General features: G+C 42.1%; 17 protein-coding genes and 1 pseudogene. 14 read left to right on the top strand and 4 right to left on the bottom strand.

Annotation, left to right across the window (positions count from 1 at the left end; all coding sequences use genetic code 11):
- Positions 1-169: 169 nt before the first annotated feature.
- The 11 genes from LJE12_RS14000 to LJE12_RS13950 all read left to right on the top strand — a co-directional run bounded on the left by LJE12_RS14000 (position 170) and on the right by LJE12_RS13950 (position 13,689).
- Positions 170-3,757, top strand: coding sequence for a DUF5717 family protein (locus LJE12_RS14000; protein ID WP_055149366.1), 3,588 nt, complete (start codon positions 170-172; stop codon positions 3,755-3,757).
- The gene (locus LJE12_RS13995) at positions 3,741-4,988 is read left to right on the top strand and encodes a DUF5716 family protein (RefSeq protein ID WP_118611051.1); all 1,248 of its coding nucleotides are present in this window, start codon (positions 3,741-3,743) and stop codon (positions 4,986-4,988) included. Before LJE12_RS14000 ends, LJE12_RS13995 begins: the two co-directional genes overlap by 17 nt.
- 13 nt (positions 4,989-5,001) lie before the next feature.
- On the top strand, positions 5,002-5,796 hold the full coding sequence (locus LJE12_RS13990; protein ID WP_062807882.1) for a hypothetical protein: 795 nt from the start codon (positions 5,002-5,004) through the stop codon (positions 5,794-5,796).
- 107 nt (positions 5,797-5,903) lie between these two features.
- The gene (locus LJE12_RS13985) at positions 5,904-6,800 is read left to right on the top strand and encodes an amino acid ABC transporter substrate-binding protein (protein ID WP_022380908.1); all 897 of its coding nucleotides are present in this window, start codon (positions 5,904-5,906) and stop codon (positions 6,798-6,800) included.
- A gap of 135 nt (positions 6,801-6,935) precedes the next feature.
- A complete protein-coding gene (locus tag LJE12_RS13980; RefSeq protein WP_020994087.1) occupies positions 6,936-7,586 on the top strand; it encodes an amino acid ABC transporter permease in 651 nt (216 codons plus the stop codon).
- 66 nt (positions 7,587-7,652) lie between these two features.
- A complete protein-coding gene (locus tag LJE12_RS13975) occupies positions 7,653-8,339 on the top strand; it encodes an amino acid ABC transporter ATP-binding protein (RefSeq protein WP_008704195.1) in 687 nt (228 codons plus the stop codon).
- A 128-nt stretch (positions 8,340-8,467) separates the two neighbouring features.
- On the top strand, positions 8,468-9,901 hold the full coding sequence (gene purB, locus LJE12_RS13970; RefSeq protein WP_020994086.1) for an adenylosuccinate lyase: 1,434 nt from the start codon (positions 8,468-8,470) through the stop codon (positions 9,899-9,901).
- Between the two features lie 144 nt (positions 9,902-10,045).
- The gene (locus LJE12_RS13965; protein ID WP_022380910.1) at positions 10,046-11,326 is read left to right on the top strand and encodes an adenylosuccinate synthase; all 1,281 of its coding nucleotides are present in this window, start codon (positions 10,046-10,048) and stop codon (positions 11,324-11,326) included.
- Between the two features lie 93 nt (positions 11,327-11,419).
- Positions 11,420-12,247 carry an HAD family hydrolase gene (locus LJE12_RS13960; protein WP_227226940.1) on the top strand — a complete coding sequence of 276 codons (828 nt, stop codon included), beginning with the start codon at positions 11,420-11,422 and terminating at the stop codon, positions 12,245-12,247.
- Between the two features lie 454 nt (positions 12,248-12,701).
- Entirely contained in the window at positions 12,702-13,217 is a 516-nt protein-coding gene (locus LJE12_RS13955; RefSeq protein WP_020994084.1) for an SEC-C metal-binding domain-containing protein, read from the top strand.
- A complete protein-coding gene (locus tag LJE12_RS13950; protein WP_025577363.1) occupies positions 13,210-13,689 on the top strand; it encodes a YdcF family protein in 480 nt (159 codons plus the stop codon). Before LJE12_RS13955 ends, LJE12_RS13950 begins: the two co-directional genes overlap by 8 nt.
- 15 nt (positions 13,690-13,704) lie before the next feature.
- Here LJE12_RS13950 and LJE12_RS13945 read toward each other — a convergent pair whose 3' ends face one another.
- Positions 13,705-14,577: a shikimate dehydrogenase gene (locus LJE12_RS13945; protein WP_195383040.1), complete on the bottom strand. Its 873-nt coding sequence runs from the start codon at positions 14,575-14,577 to the stop codon at positions 13,705-13,707.
- 295 nt (positions 14,578-14,872) lie between these two features.
- On the opposite strand from LJE12_RS13945, the gene LJE12_RS13940 reads away from it, so the two are divergent.
- The 3 genes from LJE12_RS13940 (at position 14,873) to LJE12_RS13930 (ending at position 17,602) form a co-directional block, all read left to right on the top strand.
- Complete coding sequence (locus LJE12_RS13940) at positions 14,873-15,730, top strand: sigma-E processing peptidase SpoIIGA (protein WP_055057399.1); 858 nt, start codon at positions 14,873-14,875, stop codon at positions 15,728-15,730.
- Between the two features lie 17 nt (positions 15,731-15,747).
- Positions 15,748-16,458: an RNA polymerase sporulation sigma factor SigE gene (sigE, locus tag LJE12_RS13935; RefSeq protein WP_020994083.1), complete on the top strand. Its 711-nt coding sequence runs from the start codon at positions 15,748-15,750 to the stop codon at positions 16,456-16,458.
- Positions 16,459-16,675: 217 nt separating this feature from the next.
- On the top strand, positions 16,676-17,602 hold the full coding sequence (locus tag LJE12_RS13930; RefSeq protein ID WP_055057427.1) for a radical SAM protein: 927 nt from the start codon (positions 16,676-16,678) through the stop codon (positions 17,600-17,602).
- 174 nt (positions 17,603-17,776) lie between these two features.
- Here the strand turns inward: LJE12_RS13930 and LJE12_RS13925 are convergent, their stop codons facing one another.
- The 3 genes and pseudogenes from LJE12_RS13925 to LJE12_RS20725 all read right to left on the bottom strand — a co-directional run.
- Positions 17,777-19,216, bottom strand: coding sequence for a TrkH family potassium uptake protein (locus tag LJE12_RS13925; protein WP_008704179.1), 1,440 nt, complete (start codon positions 19,214-19,216; stop codon positions 17,777-17,779).
- A gap of 12 nt (positions 19,217-19,228) precedes the next feature.
- Positions 19,229-20,587, bottom strand: coding sequence for a Trk system potassium transporter TrkA (gene trkA, locus LJE12_RS13920; protein ID WP_118616635.1), 1,359 nt, complete (start codon positions 20,585-20,587; stop codon positions 19,229-19,231).
- Between the two features lie 278 nt (positions 20,588-20,865).
- Positions 20,866-21,102, bottom strand: a pseudogene (locus LJE12_RS20725) (manganese catalase family protein); the annotation flags it as partial.
- Between the last annotated feature and the right edge of the window lie 3 nt (positions 21,103-21,105).

Genomic DNA, 21,105 nt, shown 5'->3' with positions numbered 1-21,105 from the left:
CAGGCAATCTGGAATGAATTTTGGCTACGTTACTGAGAACGGAGTGAACAGTAACGAAAAAGCTGAAGAGCGGATTGTTGCGCGGATGCGTTTTGTGGTGTATAATTAAACGCAATAGGCTTGTGAACAGTAGCTCTGTAATTTAAGCAAGGATATAAGGTGAACAATTTTGAAAAAGACGATAGAAGAACTATTAAGTGGAAATTTCAGACATGAACATCCGCAGCTCCTTTTTTCGCAGGACAAAATAGAAGTGACTCTGAAAGCAGGTGATGTGTACAAAGGGGAACTGTATTTTGGAACAGAGGATAATCAGAAAATACGTGGATATATTACATCTTCCAACAGGCGCGTGGTACCGGGAACCGAGAAATTTTCGGGAACTACGGTGAGACTGCAGTATGGAATTGACGGTGCGGGGATGCACCCGGGTGAGAGACATGAGGGATGGCTTTGTTTCACCACAGACATTGGAGAATATAAGCTGCCATTTCTCATTCAGACAGAGAAAGCAGAACTGAAAAGTGCAGCCGGAGATGTGCCGGATATGGATACCTTTGTGAATATTGCAAAGGACGATTTTAAAGAAGCATATCGTGTTTTTACAGACCGCAGATTTGAACTTCTGTTAAGAAATGCCGGACAGAAAGAGAAAGCTCTTTATAAGGGACTCTCAAAACAGCCCGTGACATTTCAGCATGTAGAAGAGTTTCTGATCGGAACGGGAAAAAAGGATCCTGTAAAAATTGAACTGAAGGCAGATCAGAACAGCTTTTATGATATCAGTGAATCTGTCCGCGAAACTTTTGCAGTTCAGAGGAGCGGATGGGGACATCTCAGGCTGGAGGTAGAGGCGAAAGGCGATTTTCTGGAAGTTTCCAGGCATGTGGTCACAGATGAGGATTTTATAGGAAGCTATTATCAGGTGGAATATGTAATCCGTAAAGAAAAGCTGAAAAAAGGACGTCAGTTTGGTGAGATCACTGTGAAGAGTCCCTATCAGCAGCTGACTTATCAGATCACTGCATCCATGGAATCGAAAGTGCAGCTCAAAACAGAAATTCATGTGAAACGGCATAAGCTGGAACTGTTACGTGACCTTGCAGAATACTCCTGCAAAAGAATGGACAGTAAGACATGGATCGGCAGCAGCAGATTTGTCCTTAATCAGTTAAGGGAAGAAGGCTGTGATTATCCGGAATATCAGATGTATGAAGCATACATTCTTCATATGGAAGAAAAGGATGAGCAGGCAAGAGAAATTCTGAAGAAATTTAAACATCAGAACTTTGTCAGAGAGAATCTGGAACTGGCAGGTGCTTACCTTTATCTCTGCGTTCTTACAGGATTGCACAAAGACAGAGAACAGGCGATAAGACGTCTGTACAATTTCTTTCTGCAGAAGGAAGATAGTTTTCTGTTGTTTAAACTCTGGCTGGAGATGAATCCGGAGGATAAGGGTTCCCCTTCAAGGCTGGTATTTATGATGGAGGAACTTTTTGAGAAAGGCTGCAGGAGTCCGTTTCTGTATCTGGAAGCATGGAATTATATAAGCAGTGATACAACACTTCTTCACAGAATGAGCAGTTTCTGGACACAGGTATTTTTATTTGCGGGAGAGAAAGGTCTTCTGACAGAAGAGCTGGTGATGAGATTTGCCTATCTTACAGGGTATGAGAGAGAATTTTGTACCAGTATGTACAGAGCACTGGCAATGGGATACGATGCTTTTGAATCCGATGATACGCTGGAAGCAATCTGCAGATATATCATGCTTGGAAATCCGAGAAAACCGGAATATTTCAGATGGTTTTCCCTGGCAGTGGAGAAAGGAATCCGTCTGACAAGGATATATGAATATTATGTGGAAACAATGGATACATCTTATCAGAGAGAACTTCCAAAGCCCCTTCTGATGTATTTTACCTATAATAATACTTCTCTTGCAGATGATAAAAAGGCATTTATTTATGCAAGTATTGTGGGAAACAGAGGCCGTCAGCCACAGACATATGCGGATTACAGGGATCATATGAAGATTTTTGCCATGCGCAAGGCGAAAGAAGGACGGATGAATGAGAATTATGCGGTCCTTTATCAGGAATTTTTAAGCAATCCCAAAACAGAAGGACAGGCAAAACTGCTCGCGCAGAAGCTGTTTACACACAGACTGTACTGTGATGATAAGAAGATACGCTATGTGATCGTGCGCCATGAACAGCTCAGGGAAGAAGAAATTTACCCATGTATCCAGGGCGTAGCTTATCCAAGAATTTATACAGATGATGCGGTGATCCTGTTTCAGGATGGGAAGCAGAGAAGATATGTATCAACAGTAGATTATAATATCAAGAAATTATTTGATGAGCGTGAACTGACAGATAAGGTTCTTGGTTTTCATATTGAAGAGCCGGGGCTGGTACTTCACTGCAGTGAGCATACAGAACTGAAACCGGAGAATCTTCAGGCATTCCAGAGGATCCCGGAGTCAGAGGAATTTTCAGATGAATATCAGAAATGTATCAGAGAGAAGCTGCTTTCTTATTATTCCGAACACACCAGAGCAGAAGAAGCAGATAATTATCTGAGACAGATGGATTATAAGAAATATGCGGCTGTAGACAGAACAGCTCTTCTGGAAGTACTGATCTCCAGAGGAATGTATCAGCAGGCAATGTCCATTGTTTCCCAATTCGGATATGAAGGAATCCGCATAGAGAGCCAGCTGAAGCTGACCAGCAGAATGCTGACAAGATGTGAGATGGAGGAGGATGACGAATTGCTTGCCCTTGCATCGGATGTATACAGACGCGGAAAATATGATGAAGTGATCCTGAAGTATCTTATGGAATACAGATTTGGTCCTGTAGATGAACTGATATCTGTATGGAAAAGTGCGCAGGGCTTTGAGATGGATACTTATGAACTGGAAGAGAAGCTTCTTGGCCTTCTGATGTTTACTTCTGATTACAGGAAAGAGGGAGAGAAGATCCTGGAGGATTATGTTCATCACAGCGGAAAGGAACGTATTACAGGAGCATATCTTACGCAGACTGCATATGGTGCATTTGTAAAAGAATATCCGATGAGTGTTTTTGTAAGAAGTCTGCTGGAGCGGGCTTATGATGAGAAATGGCCGGTTGATTTTGTATGCAGTCTTGCTCTTCTGGAAGCGTATTCCAAAGAAAAAAAACTGGAGAAAAAACAGCTTTGCAATGCAGAGGAGATTCTTCAGAAATGTGTGAAACAGGGAATGTACTTTGCGTTCTTCGGGAAACTTCCGGTATCTGTCTTAAGTCCTTATCAGTTGGATGATAAAACCTTTGTGGAATACCATGCAGATCCGTCTGCAAAGGTGACACTCTATTATGCACTGGATGCAGGCCTCGGAAATCAGGTGAAATATCAGACAGAGCCTTTGCGTGATTTATATGAAGGTATTTTTGCAAAATCATTTACATTGTTCTACGGGGAGACATTGCGGTATTATTTTGAATCAGTAACAGGAGAGCGGGTAAATCGGACACAGGAGAGGGTACTTACAATGAATAAGATTGAGGGTACACCTGTAAGCAAATATCATATGATCAATCAGATGCTCTCTGCACGCAGACTGGATAAAAAGAAAGAAGTGTTTTCACAGGTGAAGAAGTATCTTCGCCAGGAACAGTATGTGAAGAAGATGTTTGTGATCGAGAAAGAAGAGCAGGAACAGATTGTCCTGAAACCGGGAGGAACAAATGAACGAAATTCGTGATTTGATCGTGGGAATTGATTTTGGCAAAGAGTATTCTCAGATATGTTATTATGACAGAAAAGGAGACGAGGCACGTTCTCTTTCTATGAAAGCGGGTGGAAATCAGTATGAGGCTCCCTGTATTCTGTGCTGGAGACCGGAGCAGAAAGACTATTGCGTAGGACTGGAAGCAGATTACTTTGTCCGGGAAAAGGGCGGAGTCATGATCGATGATGTCTATGGAATCTGTGAAAAAAGTGATTCTGTGCTGGTGGAAGGACAGGAACTTGCACCATGGGAGATCCTGGCTCAGTTTCTGCAGGGAATGCTTAAATTTCTGGGAGTGGCAGAACTGGTCAAAAATACTAAATGTGTGGCGGTGACACTGCCCGGGCTGACGGAAATTCAGGTTGAGAATTTCCAGAAAGCATTTGAGATAATTGGATTTCCACATGAGAAATATATGCTGCTGGATTATGGGGAAAGCTTCTATTATTATGTGCTCTCACAGAAAAGAGAAACCTGGAACCGTAGTGTGGGATGGTATGCCTTTACACCGGAGAACGTGTCTTTTCGCAAGATGACAATGAACGGTGCAACAAAGCCTGTCACTGTAAAACTGGAAGAAGCTGTGGAGACAGAACTTCCTGCTGAGGGACAGGAGAGAGATTCGGAATTCAGTAAGTTTGTCCAGAAAACACTTGGCAGAGATCTGTTTTCCAGCATTCAGATCACAGGAGATGGATTTTCACAGGACTGGGCAGAGCAGTCTGTAAGGTTACTCTGTTATCAGAAAAGAAAGGTTTTCTATGGAAATAATCTTTTTGCAAAGGGTGCCTGCGCTGCAGGAAAAGAGAAAACAGAGAACAAGGCATTAAAGGGATATCGCTTTTTAAGCGATTCTCTGGTTATGGCTGATGTGGGGATGGAAATGAGAGTGATGGGTTCTCCTACCTATTATCCGCTGATCGAGGCAGGAAATAACTGGTATGACAGTAAGGCATCCTGTGAATTTATTCTTGATGATACAGAGGAGCTTGTGTTTATTGTAAGCACGTACCACAGACCGGAGAAAAGAAGGGTAGGAATGATGCTGCCCGGTATTCCGTTGCGTCCGGACAAGACTACCAGATTACGGCTGGAATTACAGTATGTCTCATCTGCAGAATGTAAAGTGACGGTTACAGATCTGGGATTCGGAGAAATGTTCCCTTCCAGTGGGAAAACCTGGACAGAGACAGTAGAATGGTAAAGGAGATGGAGCAATGAGCGGATATATTTTATGTCAGACAAAAAAAGCACAGCGTCCTTATTTTATAGAGAATATCAGTATGAATATTTATTCTATAGAAGAACTCTGTTATTATCTGTACCACAATCTTTACCTTGCTGATCATACTGTTTTTAATGAAGAATTATGCAACTGGCTCAGAGATGAGCTTGAACTTGTGCATCTGGCTGCAAAGCTGAAACAGAATCTGGAGAGAAATGTAAGTGTGGAAGAGATGATCTATCCTGTTTTCAAGGAGATCAATTACCTTACCTATGAGGAGATGAAAGGCTTTAACAGCAGGATTGTGACTTATGGAAAAGAAAAAGCGGCAGTCCGTCAGAAGAGAAAGGGAGATGCACTGACAGAAAACGGAATGTATGTGAACGCCATCCGGGTATACCAGAAACTCCTGGAAAGAGAGGATCTGTCTGAGCAGAGAAAAGGATTCGCAGCTTCAGTGCGCTATAATCTTGGCTGTGCATACAGTTATCTTTTTCAGATGGAAAAAGCACAGGAATGTTTTCTGGAAGCATACAGAGAAGCACATTCAAAAGATGCCTTAAAAGCTTATATCATAGCATACAGCAGTGTTCATGATAAGACAGATTATGATAAGGTTATGGAAGAACTTGAAGTAGATGAAGAACTGAAGAAAGATATAAAAGAAGAAATCAGGCAGTCTCTGAAAGCTTTCGAGTCTGTACCGGAAGAGAAAACAGATGAAAAAAATCTGGATGCCCTTCTGGAGAGACTTATGAAAGATTATCACAGAAGTACAGGTTCATAACTTACTCTTGACAGAGGCGGAGGTGTGTGATAGGATTAACACATACTTTCACATGGTAGAGTGGCTGTGTGATAAATAACAAAACAGATAAAGAGGAGATATTTATCATGAAAAAGAGATCTTTAGCAGTACTCATGGCAGGAGTTATGGCAGCTTCTATGATGACGGGTGTTGTTTCTGTATATGCAGATGCTGACAGTAAGACATTAACTGTAGGATTTGATGCACAGTATCCTCCTTTCGGATATAAAGACGATAATGGAGAGTATGTTGGTTTTGACCTTGACCTTGCACAGGAAGTATGCGACAATCTCGGATGGGAGCTTGTGAAGAAACCGATCAACTGGGATTCCAAGGATATGGAACTGAATTCCGGTTCTATCGACTGTATCTGGAACGGATTTACCATTAACGGACGTGAGGATGACTATACATGGTCAGATCCATATCTGAACAATGAGCAGGTGATGGTTGTTGCAGCCGATTCAGGGATTGAGAAGCTGGATGACCTGGCAGGCAAGAATGTAGTAGTTCAGGCCGCTTCCGCAGCACTGGATGCATTAAACAGCGATGATAATAAGGATCTTACAGCAAGCTTTGCATCACTGACAGAGAATCCTGATTACAATACAGCATTCATGAATCTGGATTCCGGCGCTGCAGATGCCATCGCAGTAGATATCGGTGTTGCCAAATATCAGCTTTCCCAGAGAGAAGAAGGCAAATATGTGATCCTCGACGAGCCAATCCAGAGCGAAGAGTATGGAATCGGCTTTAAGAAGGGTAACGATGAGCTGAAAGATACTGTATGGGAAGAAGTTCTGAAACTTTATGATGCAGGTGAAGTTGATAAACTTGCTGAGAAGTATGAAGTAGCAGATATGCTCTGCATTGGAGATGATGAGAAATCTGATGATAAAAAAGATGATGCAGCAGAGGATGATGCTTCCGATGCAGACACAGCAAAAGAAGATACAGCTGATACAGCGAAAGATGCTGAATAGTCAGCCGGAACAAAAACAGTTATGATACAAGAGGACAGATCTGTGCAGGCTGTCCGCATTATAAAGGAATGGAGGGTACATTTTGTGCACCCTCTTTTCTTACTGTACAGGAGAAATTTTTCAGGAGGAAAGCTTATGTCTTTAAGTGTAATGCTGCAGCAGCTTGCCAGTGGTATGGTAGTTTCTGTAGAGATTTTTGTAGTGACATTACTTTTTTCACTTCCGCTGGGACTTCTGATCTGCTTTGGCAGAATGTCCAAGAATCCGGCGATACGTGGAATTGTGTCTGCCTACATATCAGTTATGCGTGGAACCCCGTTAATGCTGCAATTGATGGTTGTGTATTTCGGACCATACTTTATTTTTGGAATCCGTATTTCCATGGGATACAGCCTGATCGCTGTGTTTATTGCATTCAGTATTAACTATGCTGCATATTTTGCGGAGATTTACAGAGGAGGAATCGAATCTATTTCAGCGGGACAGTATGAGGCTGCAAAGATCCTGGGATACAGCAAAGCCCAGACATTTTTCAGAATCATCCTGCCGCAGGTGATCAAGAGAATCCTTCCATCTGTGACAAATGAGGTTATCACACTGGTAAAGGATACGTCACTGGCATTTGTTGTTGCTGTTTCGGAGATGTTTACAATTGCAAAACAGATTGCAAGTGCACAGACGACTATGATGCCTTTTGTGATCGCTGCTGTTTTCTATTTTGTGTTCAATCTTCTTGTTGCGATTGTAATGGATAAGATTGAGAAAAAACTGAATTATTATCGCTGACAGGCGGCTGGGGTTATAAAATATTTTTTGACTCTGACATCATTTAATTTAAGAGGAATATTTGCTATGGTATTATTTGAAATGAAAAACATAAAGAAGAGCTTCGGCAGCCTTGAAGTATTAAAAGACATTTCACTTCAGGTAGAGGAGGGTGAGGTTCTTAGTATTATCGGACCTTCCGGTTCCGGTAAATCCACACTTCTCCGCTGTGCCACCGGTCTTGAGACACCGGACAGCGGTGAGATCATCAAGCAGGGGGATGTGGGACTGGTATTTCAGAACTTTAATCTTTTCCCCCATTTTTCCGTACTGAAAAATATCACAGATGCTCCGATCAGAGTGCAGAAGAGAAAGAAAGAAGAGGTTTATGCACAGGCAAGAACTCTGTTAAAGCAGATGGGACTTGCAGACAGAGAGAATGCATATCCGTTTCAGCTTTCCGGCGGTCAACAGCAGCGTGTCTCTATTGCCAGAGCATTATGTATGAATCCGAAGATCCTGTTTTTTGATGAGCCTACTTCCGCCCTTGATCCGGAGCTTACGAGTGAAATTCTTAAGGTAATCAAAGATCTGGCAGCAGAACACATCACTATGGTGATCGTTACTCATGAGATGACATTTGCAAGAGATATCTCTGATCATATTATTTTTATGGATAAGGGACTGATCGCAGTTGAGGGGAGTCCAAAAGAGGTATTTGAATCAGAACATGCGAGAATGAAAGAATTTCTTGGTAAATTCCATCAGGGATAAGGTTTTTGTGGTTGCTTTTAGAGGAATGATGTTATATAATTTCAACGTACGTGGTTGAGAAAAACGTACGTACAGAAGTGAAATAAAAGGATTAAAAATAATATCCTATAAAAAACAGGAGAGTGAAGATGAGTACAGACAGATATGTAAGTCCTTTATCAGAACGTTATGCCAGCAAAGAAATGCAGTATATTTTTTCCCCGGATATGAAATTCCGCACATGGAGAAGACTCTGGATCGCACTTGCTGAGACAGAGAAAGAGCTTGGCCTTAACATTACACAGGAGCAGATTGATGAACTGAAGGCACATGCAGAGGATATCAATTATGACGTTGCAAAGGAACGTGAACGTCAGGTGCGTCATGATGTTATGTCTCACGTATATGCGTATGGCGTACAGTGCCCGAAAGCAAAAGGAATCATCCATCTGGGAGCAACCTCCTGTTATGTAGGTGATAATACAGACATTATTGTAATGACAGAAGCATTAAAGCTTGTGAAGAAGAAACTGGTCAATGTTATTGCCGAGCTTTCTGCTTTCGCAGATAAATATAAAGATCAGCCTACTCTGGCATTTACACATTTTCAGCCTGCACAGCCTACTACAGTAGGTAAGCGTGCAACACTCTGGACACAGGAATTCCTGCTTGATCTGGAGGATCTGGAGTATGTTCTGGGAACAATGAAGCTTCTGGGATCCAAAGGTACAACCGGAACACAGGCAAGCTTTCTGGAACTGTTTGACGGAGATCAGGAGACTATCGACAAGATTGATCCGATGATCGCAGAGAAGATGGGATTTAAGGAATGCTATCCGGTATCCGGACAGACCTATTCCCGCAAGGTAGATACACGTGTTGCCAATATTCTTGCAGGAATTGCAGCAAGTGCACACAAGATGTCCAATGATATCCGCCTTCTTCAGCATCTGAAGGAAGTAGAAGAACCATTTGAGAAATCTCAGATCGGCTCCTCCGCAATGGCGTATAAGAGAAATCCTATGAGAAGTGAGCGTATTGCTTCCCTTTCCAGATATGTAATGGTAGATGCCCTTAACCCGGCGATCACATCTGCAACTCAGTGGTTTGAGAGAACTCTGGATGACTCTGCAAATAAGCGTCTGAGTATTCCGGAAGGTTTCCTTGCTATTGACGGAATCCTTGACCTCTGTCTTAATGTTGTAGATGGATTGGTTGTTTATCCGAAGGTTATCGAGAAACATATGATGGCAGAGCTTCCGTTCATGGCTACAGAGAATATCATGATGGATGCTGTAAAAGCAGGCGGTGACCGTCAGGAACTTCATGAGCGTATCCGTGAGCTTTCCATGGAAGCCGGAAAGACTGTCAAGGTAGAAGGCAAAGATAATAATCTGCTGGAACTGATCGCAGCAGATCCTGCATTCAACCTTTCTCTGGAAGATCTGCAGAGATCCATGGATCCGAAGAAATATATCGGACGTGCCAAAGAGCAGACAGAGAGATTTGTAAATACAGTAGTTCAGCCGATCCTCGATTCCCATAAGGAACTTCTGGGAGTGAAAGCTGAGATCAATGTCTGATCAGTAAATACTTAACATAACGGTTTGGAATATTACAGAATCTGATATAAAGATAATAAGCGTTGCTGTTTCCTGATGATGTCCGGCAGGTCATTCTGCAAGGCCGGGTAAACAGTAATCGGTAAATACAGGAGGAATTATATAATGGTAAAAGCAGTTGTTGGTGCTAACTGGGGAGATGAAGGTAAAGGTAAGATTACCGATATGCTCGCTGAGAAGGCTGATATTATCGTAAGATTTCAGGGTGGTGCAAATGCAGGTCATACAATCGTAAATAACTATGGTAAATTTGCCCTTCATACTCTGCCGTCAGGTGTGTTTTATGATCATACTACAAGTGTGATCGGCAACGGTGTTGCACTGAATATCCCGGTATTTTTCAAAGAGTACAATGAAGTGGTAAGCAGAGGTGTTCCGGCTCCGAAGATCCTTATCTCCGAGAGAGCACAGATGGTTATGCCATACCATATTCTTTTTGACCAGTATGAGGAAGAACGTCTGGGCGGCAAATCTTTCGGATCTACCAAGTCAGGTATTGCTCCGTTCTACTCAGACAAATATGCAAAGATTGGTTTCCAGGTAAGTGAACTTTTTGATGAAGAACATCTGAAAGAAAAACTTGCAAGTGTATGTGCGACAAAGAATGTTCTTCTTGAACATTTATATCACAAACCGCTTCTTAATGTGGATGAATTATTTGCTGAACTTATGGAATATAAGAAAATGGTTGAACCATATGTATGTGACGTATCCCTGTATCTGTGGAACGCATTAAAAGAAGGTAAAGAAGTTCTTCTTGAGGGACAGCTTGGTTCTCTGAAAGACCCGGATCATGGAATTTATCCGATGGTTACATCTTCCTCTACCCTGGCAGGATATGGTGCAGTAGGAGCAGGTCTTCCACCATATGAGATCAAACAGATTGTTACTGTATGCAAGGCATACTCCAGTGCAGTAGGAGCAGGTGCATTTGTTTCTGAAATCTTTGGCGATGAAGCAGATGAACTGAGAAGACGTGGCGGTGACGGCGGTGAATTTGGTGCTACTACAGGCCGTCCAAGACGTATGGGATGGTTTGACTGTGTTGCTTCCAAATACGGATGCCGTCTTCAGGGAGCTACAGATGTTGCTTTCACAGTTCTTGATGTTCTTGGATATCTGGATGAAATTCCGGTCTGCACAGGATATGAGATTGATGGAAAAGTAACAACAGAATTTCCGACAACTACACTGCTTGAGAAAGCAAAACCGGTTCTGGAGACTCTGCCGGGATGGAAATGCGACATCCGCGGAATCAAAAAATATGAAGATCTGCCGGAGAACTGCAGAAAGTATGTTGAGTTCGTTGAGAAACATATCGGATTCCCGATTACTATGATCTCCAATGGCCCGGGACGTGACGATATCATCTACAGAAATAAATAATAAGGATAAATTTACCTGTCTGATCGGCAGACGGTAAATAAGACTATACGCCGGAGAATTTCTCCGGCGTGTCTTTTATATAACTGGAGGCTTATGAAAAAAGATAATAATAAGATAAAAAAAATCGGGGCATGGATCGCAATCATAATCCTGCTTCTTGCATGTTGTATGCCGATGATTTTTGCATTCGGGAATGGAGAAGATTCGCAGGCCTATTTTAAAGCCTCGCTTGCAGTGGCGATCATGGTTCCCATCATGGCTTATGCAATATGGATGGTTTATAAATTACTGAACAGGAATAAAAAGGTGGTGGATTCGGATATGGAGAATATTATTTTTGACGTTGGACAGGTTCTTGTAAAATATGACTGGGAGACCTATCTGGACAGTTTTGGTTTTCCGAAGGAAGAGCGTGATAAAATTGCGGAAGTGGTATTTCAGAGCAATACCTGGAATGAGAGAGACAGAAGCAGCGAGATTGAGCAATATTATGTAGATCAGATGGTAAAAGCTGCACCGGAGTACGAAAAGGATATCCGGGAGGTAATGCGCCGTTCTGACGAGACAATTGAGAAAACAGATTATGCGGAAACCTGGGTGAGATATCTGAAAGATAAAGGATATCATGTTTATATTCTTTCCAATTATGCAACTGACACACTGGAGAGAACGGAGGATAAACTTACGTTTCTTAAATATGTAGACGGAGCAGTGTTCTCCTGTCAGGTGAAGCAGATCAAACCGGAACCGGAAATTTACAAAACCCTGCTCGGACGCTACCATCTTGACCCGGAGAAATCCGTATTTCTGGATGACAGAGCGGAGAACTGTGAGGCAGCCAGAAAACAGGGAATCCATGCAATTCAGTTTAAATCTTTTAAACAGGCAGCAGCAGAACTGGAGAAACTGGGCGTCAATTAAAATTGTTACTGTTCACTCCGTTCTCAGTAACATAGCCAAAATTCATTCTAGTACAGCGTTTCGTAAATAACTATACCAATCGCGTAGAATGCGGATTCGAGTGTGCTGGTATAAAAACGCAGGCGTAGCGGGCTACGCTGAGGCTTTTAGACCTGTGCAATCGGATTCGCAGACAAGTGAGTGGTATAGTTATTTCGAAAACGATGTACTAGATTGCCTGCGGCAATGGAATTTTGGCTTGTATGTCTCGGGATTTTGGCATATTCATGCCAAAACACCTCGCGGGATAGTGGTGTGTGAACAGTAACTTAAAATTCACTAAAAATACAAAGAATATCATTTGTATTTTTAACTGAAAGATGATATAATAATAAAGCTTGTGGAAGGAATATTTTCCATATGTTTCCGCACAGGCATAATACCTATGAAATATTGGAAAAGAGGATTAAAGGAAATGAGCGATAAAACAATCTTAGAGCAGTGGCGTGCCATCGCCTATGACCAGCAGGCAGACCGTAATAAACTTCAGAGATTTTGGGCAAATTATTTTAATATTGAAAAAGGAATTTATGAGCAGCTTCTTAGCAACCCGGATGAGGTAGTAACCGGTACAGTTAAGGAACTGGCTGAGAAATACGGACAGGAAGTTCTGACAATGGTTGGTTTTCTTGATGGAATCAATGACAGTCTGAAGATTCCGAACCCGATTGAGACAATGGATGAGAACACAAAGGTTTCTCTGTGCTTTGATAAAGAACTTCTTTATAAGAACATGGTAGATGCAAGAGCTGACTGGCTGTATGAACTGCCACAGTGGGATGCGATCTTCACACCGGAGAAGAGAAAAGAACTTTATCTTGAACAGAAGAAATCAGGAACAGTTGTCAAAGCAAAGAAAATCGGACGTAATGATCCTTGTCCTTGCGGAAGCGGCAAGAAATATAAATATTGCTGCGGTAAGAATGCGTAAGCATCCAAATCTGGAATATATTATCGTGCTTGGTGCCCATGTAGAAGGTACCCGGCTTACAAAAGCCCTTCTGGAACGTACCAGGAGGGCTTTACAGTATATGGAAGAAAATCCTGAGACTAAGGCTGTTCTGTCCGGAGGAAAAGGGGACGGAGAATCTATTACAGAAGCTCAGGCAATGTGCAATTATCTTGTGGAACATGGAATTGACAGAGAACGACTGATCCTGGAAGAGAAATCTACCAGCACAACAGAGAATCTGAAGTTCAGTCTGGGAATGATCGGACTGAATCATTCGGTTGGCATTGTCACCAATAATTTTCATGTTTTCCGGGGAACGGCCATAGGAAAGAAATGTGGATGCAGAGAAATTTATCCCATTCCTTCCAGATACCGTTCATGGAGACTTCTGATATATATTCCAAGAGAAATCCTGGCAATCATCAAAGATAAGCTGATGGGAAATATGTGACTGTTATGCGAATCACTATTTGACAGAGAAATATTTTTCCTTAATAACAGAAACCGGCATTTCCTGTCCGGTCCAGATCTGGAAAGCTTTAGCGCCCTGATGAAGAAGCATATACATGCCATTAAAGGTCTGGCATCCGGCTGCTTTAGCCTCTCTGAGCAGTCGGGTTTCCTGTGGCTCATAGACAACATCTGCCACTACAAGTTCAGGACGGAACAGAGATGTATCTTTGATGATGGTATCGTCGATATCCGGAACCATGCCTACAGAGGTTGCATTGATCAGCAGATAACTCTGTGCAATGGAATCTCGCAATGCAGTATGATCATCATTGTCGAAGAGGCAGACCTGGCAGCCTGTTTTAGCAGAGAGATTCTCAGCGAATTTCTGTGTGCGATTCCAGTATCTGCTGGTGCGGCGGGCAAAAATATGTACGGAAGCCGCACCGTCCAGGGCAGACTGTGCACAGATGGCCATCGAAGCTCCTCCTACTCCCATGACAGTTATATTTTTACCGGTAATATCATGTCCCGCATCACGTACAGATTGCATAAAACCGTACCCGTCTGTATTGTATCCAATTAACTTTCCGTTATCGTTCAGTACAGTATTGACAGCACCGATCAGTTGGGCTTCAGGGGAAAGCTCATCCAATAATTTTACAATTTTATTCTTATTCGGCATGGTAAGGTTGAAACCGCGAATGCCGCAAGTCTTTAATCCTGCAACTGCTGCAGGAAGAGTTTCTTCATTTACATCAAAACATAAATATACATAGTCAAGCCCGAGAAGGCGAAATGATTCATTATGCATCAAAGGGGAAATGCTGTGTGCCACCGGGCTTCCTAAAAGCGCGGTAAGACCTGTGTGTCCGGTAATATTATTCATGTTAAAATCCTCCAGTCTGTTTTGTAGCAGAGACATAAAATACTGTCTGAATTGTGACAGTATAGAAGATGCCCTTCTAAAACATAGAAATTATCTATCATTTTATTCTAACTTCAATTATATGTCAATACATGTTCATTTTGGTTTATATGATAAAAACTGTCGATTTAGTGCGACAAATAATAAGACATAATTCCTCCGTTTTGACAAAATCCGCATACTTTATCACGTATAATGAATCTCACTTACCGAAGTGAAGGAGAAGTCAGAGGCAGTATCAGACGGAGGGAAGGAAATGCATTACGAAATATACATAGATGTAGTTTTTTTCACAAATCTCCTGATAGATTACATATTGATCAGATTTACAGGAATATTATTCCGATGTGGAAGAAGCAGAAAAAGAGCTCTTCTGGGAGCTGCTGCAGGTGCGGTGTTTTCCTGCTGGATCATTTATCTGCAATCTTTTCTGAAGTCTGGGATTTTTCTTCCGGCACTTGTCCTGCTGCATGGTGGCTGTGCTGCAGGAATGCTTGTGATCGGATGTAATCTGAAAAGGGGAAGTCTGCTGCTTAAAGCAATACTTACACTGTATTTTGCCGCATTTCTGTGTGGAGGGTTCTGGGAAGTGATCGTCAGTGATAAGTTGACAGTCAAAATGTTTCTGATCCTTGCAGCAGCAACGTGGTCCGGCATTACAGCGTTGTCATATCTGATGGATTCCATGAGAATACGGACAAAGAATATCTATCCGATAACCATATACTATAAAGGATGTGGATATTCTTTTCAAGGATTTTATGATTCCGGAAATCTGCTTATGGATTCTGTAAACGGAAAACCTGTATCTGTAGGGACAGAAAAAGTTTTATCTGAAATATGTTCAGAAGAAACCGTAAGCTGTTTAAAACACCTGAAAGAAAATCCCGGAGAGTCTGGGAAACCGGGAACTGCCGGGCTTCATCCACATTTTACTTTTTTTCACAGTATAGGAAAAGAACAGGGGATGATGCTGGCTGTTACTTTTGAGAGACTCTGCATTCAGACTCCAGCAGAGGTTGTCTGCATAGACAATCCGGTATTTGCATTTTCATTTGAAACATCCGCTTTTGGTAAGGAATACGAGGTACTTTTGAATTCCAGATTACTTTAACGGGAGGGGTTGTGACTATGAGCTGTTATCCATTACAGGTAGTGTCAAGAATGGTGATGAACCGTTCAGGAGAAGTTTTTTATATTGGTGGAAATGATGTGCTGCCGGCACCACTGGAGCCGAAGCGTGAGGCGTTTATACTGCAGAAGCTTGGAACAGGGCAGGAAGAAGAAGCGAAGTCTGTTCTGATCGAACATAATTTAAGGCTTGTGGTGTATATTGCAAAGAAGTTTGATAACACAGGAGTCGGGGTGGAGGATCTGATCTCAATCGGAACGATTGGGCTGATCAAGGCGATCAATACCTTTAATCCTGTAAAAAACATCAAGCTTGCCACTTATGCATCCAGATGTATAGAGAATGAGATCCTGATGTATCTTCGCCGCAACAGTAAGACAAAGATGGAAGTGTCCATAGACGAACCGCTGAACGTAGACTGGGATGGAAATGAACTCCTGCTTTCTGATATTCTGGGAACTGATGAGGATGTGATTTCAAGACGTCTGGAAGATGAAGTGGAGATTTCGTTGTTATCAAAGGCAATTAGAAAGCTTTCACCGCGTGAGCAGACGATCATCCGCCTTAGATTTGGTCTGGGAAAGGAGAATGCTGCAGAGAAAACACAGAAAGAGGTTGCAGACCTTCTGGGAATTTCTCAATCATATATTTCCAGGTTGGAAAAAAGGATCATGAAGAGATTGAAAAAGGAAATTGTGAAATATGAATAGACGTAATTGGGGAATGTAGTATAATGATATAAAGGATAGTAACTATTCAGCAATCCGACTGTAACTGTGAAAGCACTGAACGGTTATAATATAAGCAAACTGTGGGAACTGTTTTGCAGTGGGCGATTCACAGATATCAAGTCGGGGAAAGAAAAAAGGACAGAAGAGAAAAGTGAAGTTAAATAAAATACAGACAGAAAAAAACAAAGATAAAACTCTGAGGCAGGATACAGAAAGCTGCATACTGGCAGATTGCAGTTTATGTCCGAGAAATTGCCATGTAGACAGAACAGCCGGAAAAACCGGATACTGTGGAATGAATCAGAAGGTTAAGATTGCAAGGGCAGCTTTGCATATGTGGGAAGAACCATGTATTTCGGGAACCAGAGGTTCTGGGGCAGTCTTTTTTACAGGATGCAATCTGAGATGCTGTTTCTGCCAGAACCGGGAAATTGCCATTGGTGACAGTGGCCTTGAGATCACCGAGGAAAGACTGGCAGAAATATTCCTGGAACTGCAGGAAAAGGATGCTGCAAATATCAATCTGGTAACCGGAACACATTATATTCCACAGATCATCGCAGCTTTGGACTGTGCAAAGAAGCATGGGCTTAATATTCCGGTTGTCTATAACTGTGGTGGATATGAGAACACAGAGACATTGAAACTTCTGGACGGATATGTGGACATTTATCTTCCGGATTACAAATATGCGGAGAGCGAATTGGCGGTGAAATTTTCACATGCGAATGATTATCCTGAAAGGGCTATGGAAGCAGTTAATGAGATGGTACGCCAGACAGGAATGCCACAGTTTGATGCAGAGGGATATATGAAACGTGGGACTATTGTGAGACATCTTATATTGCCGGGGCATACAAGAAATTCAAAGAAGGTTCTGAAACTTTTACATAAGACTTTTGGAAAGCAGATTTATATCAGTATCATGAATCAGTATACGCCGGTTTTTGAGCAGAAAGAATATACAGAACTGAATCGTTGTGTAACCAGAAGAGAATATGAAAAAGTTCTGGACTATGCATTTGAGCTTGGGATTGAAAATGGATTTTTTCAAGATGGTGAAACTGCCAGAGAGAGTTTTATTCCTGCGTTTGATTATGAAGGTGTGAGAAAAATGCCATAAAATAAAAAACTCCCATAAATGGAAGGAGGCCGGTACTTTCGTACCGGCGCGTATGAAAAAGAAAAATATTTATAAGAAAGATTCATCATCTTTCTAAAGTTCATTATATCCAATAAATATGAATAAAATATGAATATGGTGTAAAAAAATAAAATTTGTTTTACCAAAATGTTTTTAGAATTTCTTCCATGTATCCCTTACAAACAATATCAGTAACGGGAAAATCTCAAGACGTCCTGCCAGCATATCAAAAGTAAGGATAAGCTTTGAAAACCAGGAGAACATGCCGAAGTTTCCGGTAGGTCCTACCAGTTCCAGACCAGGTCCGATATTATTAAAGGTTGCCGCAACCGCCGTAAAATTCGTGATCAGATTGAAATCGTCAAAGGCAATCAGGAATATGGAGGATGCAAAAATCAGCATATATACAATGAAGAAAATATTTGTGGAACGAACAACTTCATGTGGGATGGCTTTGCCGTCCATTTTTATTTTCTTTACCGCATTTGGATGCAGAAAAATATGAAGCTCCTTGCGGACTGTTTTGCAGAGAATCAGGATTCTGGATACTTTAATGCCGCCGCCTGTACTTCCGGCACATGCACCGATAAACATCAGCAGTACCAGGATTGTCCGCGAAATTTCCGGCCAGGTATTAAAATCTGTTGTTGCATATCCGGTTGTTGTGATAATGGAACCAACCTGGAAAGCTGCCTGCTGAAAAGCTTTGGCTGCACTTCCGAAAATATGGTAAATATTGCAGGTGATGATAAGAATTGCAATACCGATGATTCCGAAATAATACCGCACTTCTTCCATTTTAAAAGCCTGAGCAAATTTTTTTGTGATAATGAAAAAGTAAGCATTAAAGTTAACGCCAAATAAAATCATAAATACAGTAATGACTACCTGCAGATATGTACTGTAACTGGCCATGCTGTCATTTTTAATACCAAATCCTCCGGTACCTGCAGTACCGAAAGCTGTACATATGGAGTCAAACAGCGGCATACCACCGACCAGAAGAAGCAGGATCTGGATCACTGTCATTACGAAATAAATAGAATACAGAATTTTGGCAGTTGACTGTACTTTTGGCGCAAGCTTGCTTACAGATGGTCCGGGACTCTCCGCTTTCATAAGATTCATATGATAACCGCCGGTAAGTGGCAGAAGGGAGAGGATGAAAACCAGAACACCCATTCCGCCGATCCAGTGCGTGAAGCTTCTCCACATCAGCATACAATGAGGAAGTGCCTCCACATCGCTGAGAATGCTGGCTCCTGTTGTAGTAAAACCCGAAACTGTTTCAAATAATGCATCTACAGGATTTGGAATGCTTCGGCTGATCACAAAGGGGATTGCTCCTATGATACTCAGAACGATCCAGCTTAATGCTACAGTCACGAAACCTTCTTTTGTGTAGAAAGCCTTTCTTGTCGGCTTTTTCCTGGTGAGAGGAAGCCCGATGACCAGGCATAAAGCAATCGTGATCAGAAAAGCTACACCGGAAGTTTCCTGATAGATCAGTGCCGTAATTGCGGGCAGAGCCATAAATACAGCTTCAATTTCCAGAATCATTCCGATGATATAGATAATAATGGAATAGTTCATAATTCGGCTCCTTTATTTTTCCAGAATATCTGTAATATCGCGAAGGCCCTTCTGAGAAGTTACTATGATAACGGTATCTCCGACCTGAATGGTATCCTGGCCTCGGGGAATCTTGACCTGACCATTTCGGTTCAGGTAACCTACAAGGAGGTTTTTCTTCAGGTTCAGTTCAGATAATGGAATGCCTGTTACCGGTGAATTTTCGCGGATGGCAAATTCCAGAGCTTCTGCCTGATTATCCAGGATATGATAAAGGGTTTCAATATTGCTGCCGATGCTGTTCTGCATGGCACGTACATACTGCAGGATATAGTCGGCTGTGATATATTTCGGATAAATGACGCTTCCGATATCAAGGTTATCAATGACATCATCAAAGGCAAGGCGGTTTACCTTGGCAATCAGTTTGGCATTGGAAACTGTTTTGGCAAAGAGTGAAAGGAAAACATTTTCCTCATCCATGTTTGTGAGTGATACAAAAGCCTCTGTGCGTGAGAGTCCCTCTTCCATAAGGAGAGAACGATTGGTTCCGTCTCCGTTAATGATAGTTGCCTCCGGAAGCAGATCACTTAAGGTTTCACAGCGGGACTCATTCTGTTCAATGATCTTAACGGAGATGTTCATATCAAGCAGGGCTTTTGTAAGGTAATAGGAAATGGTTCCTCCGCCGACAATAATGGCGTTTTTTACCTGATTGGTTTTCAGGCCGATCTTTTTGAAAAAGGCTGCTGCATTCACCGGGGAAGCAAGAATGGAAACCATATCCCCGTCGTGGATCACCTGATTACCGCCGGGAATAGATACATGATCCCGACTTTCTACTGCGCAGAACAAGACGTCGCATTTCAGGGCTTCCGTAATGCGTGAGATTGTCATGCCATCCAGATTAAATTCAGGAAGCACTTTAAATTTCAGCATTTCCACGCGACCACGTGCGAAAGTATCGATCTTGATAGCTGAAGGGAAGCGTAAGAGACGGGAAATTTCCTGTGCAGCTGCAAGCTCCGGGTTAATGATCATAGTAACACCCAGACGCTTCTTGATGAAGCTGATCTCTTTGGCATAGATAGGATTGCGGACACGGGCAATCGTCTGGCAATGGCCGGTTTTCTGTGCAATCAGGCAGCAGAGAAGATTCATTTCATCAGAACCGGTTACGGCAATCAGGATATCTGCATTCTCAATACCTGCTTCCACCAGCGTGTTGATACTTGCACCGTTTCCCACGATACCCATGGCATCAATGTCATTCTGAAGGGAAGTGATCACATTAGAAGAAACGTCTATAAGAGTAATGTCGGATTCTTCTTCCTGAAGCTGTTCTGCCAGGGTACGTCCAACTTTACCGCACCCAACAATAATTATCTGCATAATTCCTCCAATAAGGGGGCTGTCACATAATATCTATGTGAGACAGCCCCTTTTATATCATATTTTTGTTTGTAATTGCTCAATATTTTTGGCAATTACTTTTGTGGCTATTAAGCTAAGAATACTATAGCACCACCGGATATATTTGTAAAGCAAATATGAAATTTCTGTGATTTTTAAGATGGAGCGTATTACTGTTCATTCCGTTCTCAGTAACACGCTTCGCGATGCTAATCGCATAAATTCGCGCAGTATGTCGCAGGTTTTGGCTGCGTACTTTATTTATTGCTGTTGCATGATGCAGTGCAGGGATTATCAAATCCCGGGGTAAAAGCATAGAAGTTTTTGGCATCAAGTTCTTCCTGAATGGACTGAAGAGCTTCCCCAAATCTCTGGAAATGAACAACTTCTCTGGCACGCAGGAATTTGATGGGATCCGCAATCTCAGGTATATTGCGGACTACTCTGAGAATATTGTCATAAGTAGAACGGGCTTTTTGCTCTGGGGCGACTTCGTA

The sequence above is a fragment of the Blautia sp. DFI.6.71 genome (assembly GCF_020593585.1).
Lineage (GTDB): Bacteria > Bacillota > Clostridia > Lachnospirales > Lachnospiraceae > Blautia_A > Blautia_A wexlerae.
Note: the sequence above shows the minus strand (reverse complement) of the source record. Positions and strands in the feature narration are given on the sequence as shown.

Bases quoted from the DNA above. Each gene is read 5' to 3' on its own strand.
- LJE12_RS13995 (WP_118611051.1), top strand. From the start codon at position 3,741: ATGAACGAAATTCGTGATTTGATCGTGGGAATTGATTTTGGCAAAGAG.
- LJE12_RS13990 (WP_062807882.1), top strand. From the start codon at position 5,002: ATGAGCGGATATATTTTATGTCAGACAAAAAAAGCACAGCGTCCTTAT.
- LJE12_RS13985 (WP_022380908.1), top strand. From the start codon at position 5,904: ATGAAAAAGAGATCTTTAGCAGTACTCATGGCAGGAGTTATGGCAGCT.
- LJE12_RS13980 (WP_020994087.1), top strand. From the start codon at position 6,936: ATGTCTTTAAGTGTAATGCTGCAGCAGCTTGCCAGTGGTATGGTAGTT.
- LJE12_RS13975 (WP_008704195.1), top strand. From the start codon at position 7,653: ATGGTATTATTTGAAATGAAAAACATAAAGAAGAGCTTCGGCAGCCTT.
- purB (WP_020994086.1), top strand. From the start codon at position 8,468: ATGAGTACAGACAGATATGTAAGTCCTTTATCAGAACGTTATGCCAGC.
- LJE12_RS13965 (WP_022380910.1), top strand. From the start codon at position 10,046: ATGGTAAAAGCAGTTGTTGGTGCTAACTGGGGAGATGAAGGTAAAGGT.
- LJE12_RS13960 (WP_227226940.1), top strand. From the start codon at position 11,420: ATGAAAAAAGATAATAATAAGATAAAAAAAATCGGGGCATGGATCGCA.
- LJE12_RS13955 (WP_020994084.1), top strand. From the start codon at position 12,702: ATGAGCGATAAAACAATCTTAGAGCAGTGGCGTGCCATCGCCTATGAC.
- LJE12_RS13950 (WP_025577363.1), top strand. From the start codon at position 13,210: ATGCGTAAGCATCCAAATCTGGAATATATTATCGTGCTTGGTGCCCAT.
- LJE12_RS13945 (WP_195383040.1), bottom strand. From the start codon at position 14,577: ATGAATAATATTACCGGACACACAGGTCTTACCGCGCTTTTAGGAAGC.
- LJE12_RS13940 (WP_055057399.1), top strand. From the start codon at position 14,873: ATGCATTACGAAATATACATAGATGTAGTTTTTTTCACAAATCTCCTG.
- sigE (WP_020994083.1), top strand. From the start codon at position 15,748: ATGAGCTGTTATCCATTACAGGTAGTGTCAAGAATGGTGATGAACCGT.
- LJE12_RS13925 (WP_008704179.1), bottom strand. From the start codon at position 19,216: ATGAACTATTCCATTATTATCTATATCATCGGAATGATTCTGGAAATT.
- trkA (WP_118616635.1), bottom strand. From the start codon at position 20,587: ATGCAGATAATTATTGTTGGGTGCGGTAAAGTTGGACGTACCCTGGCA.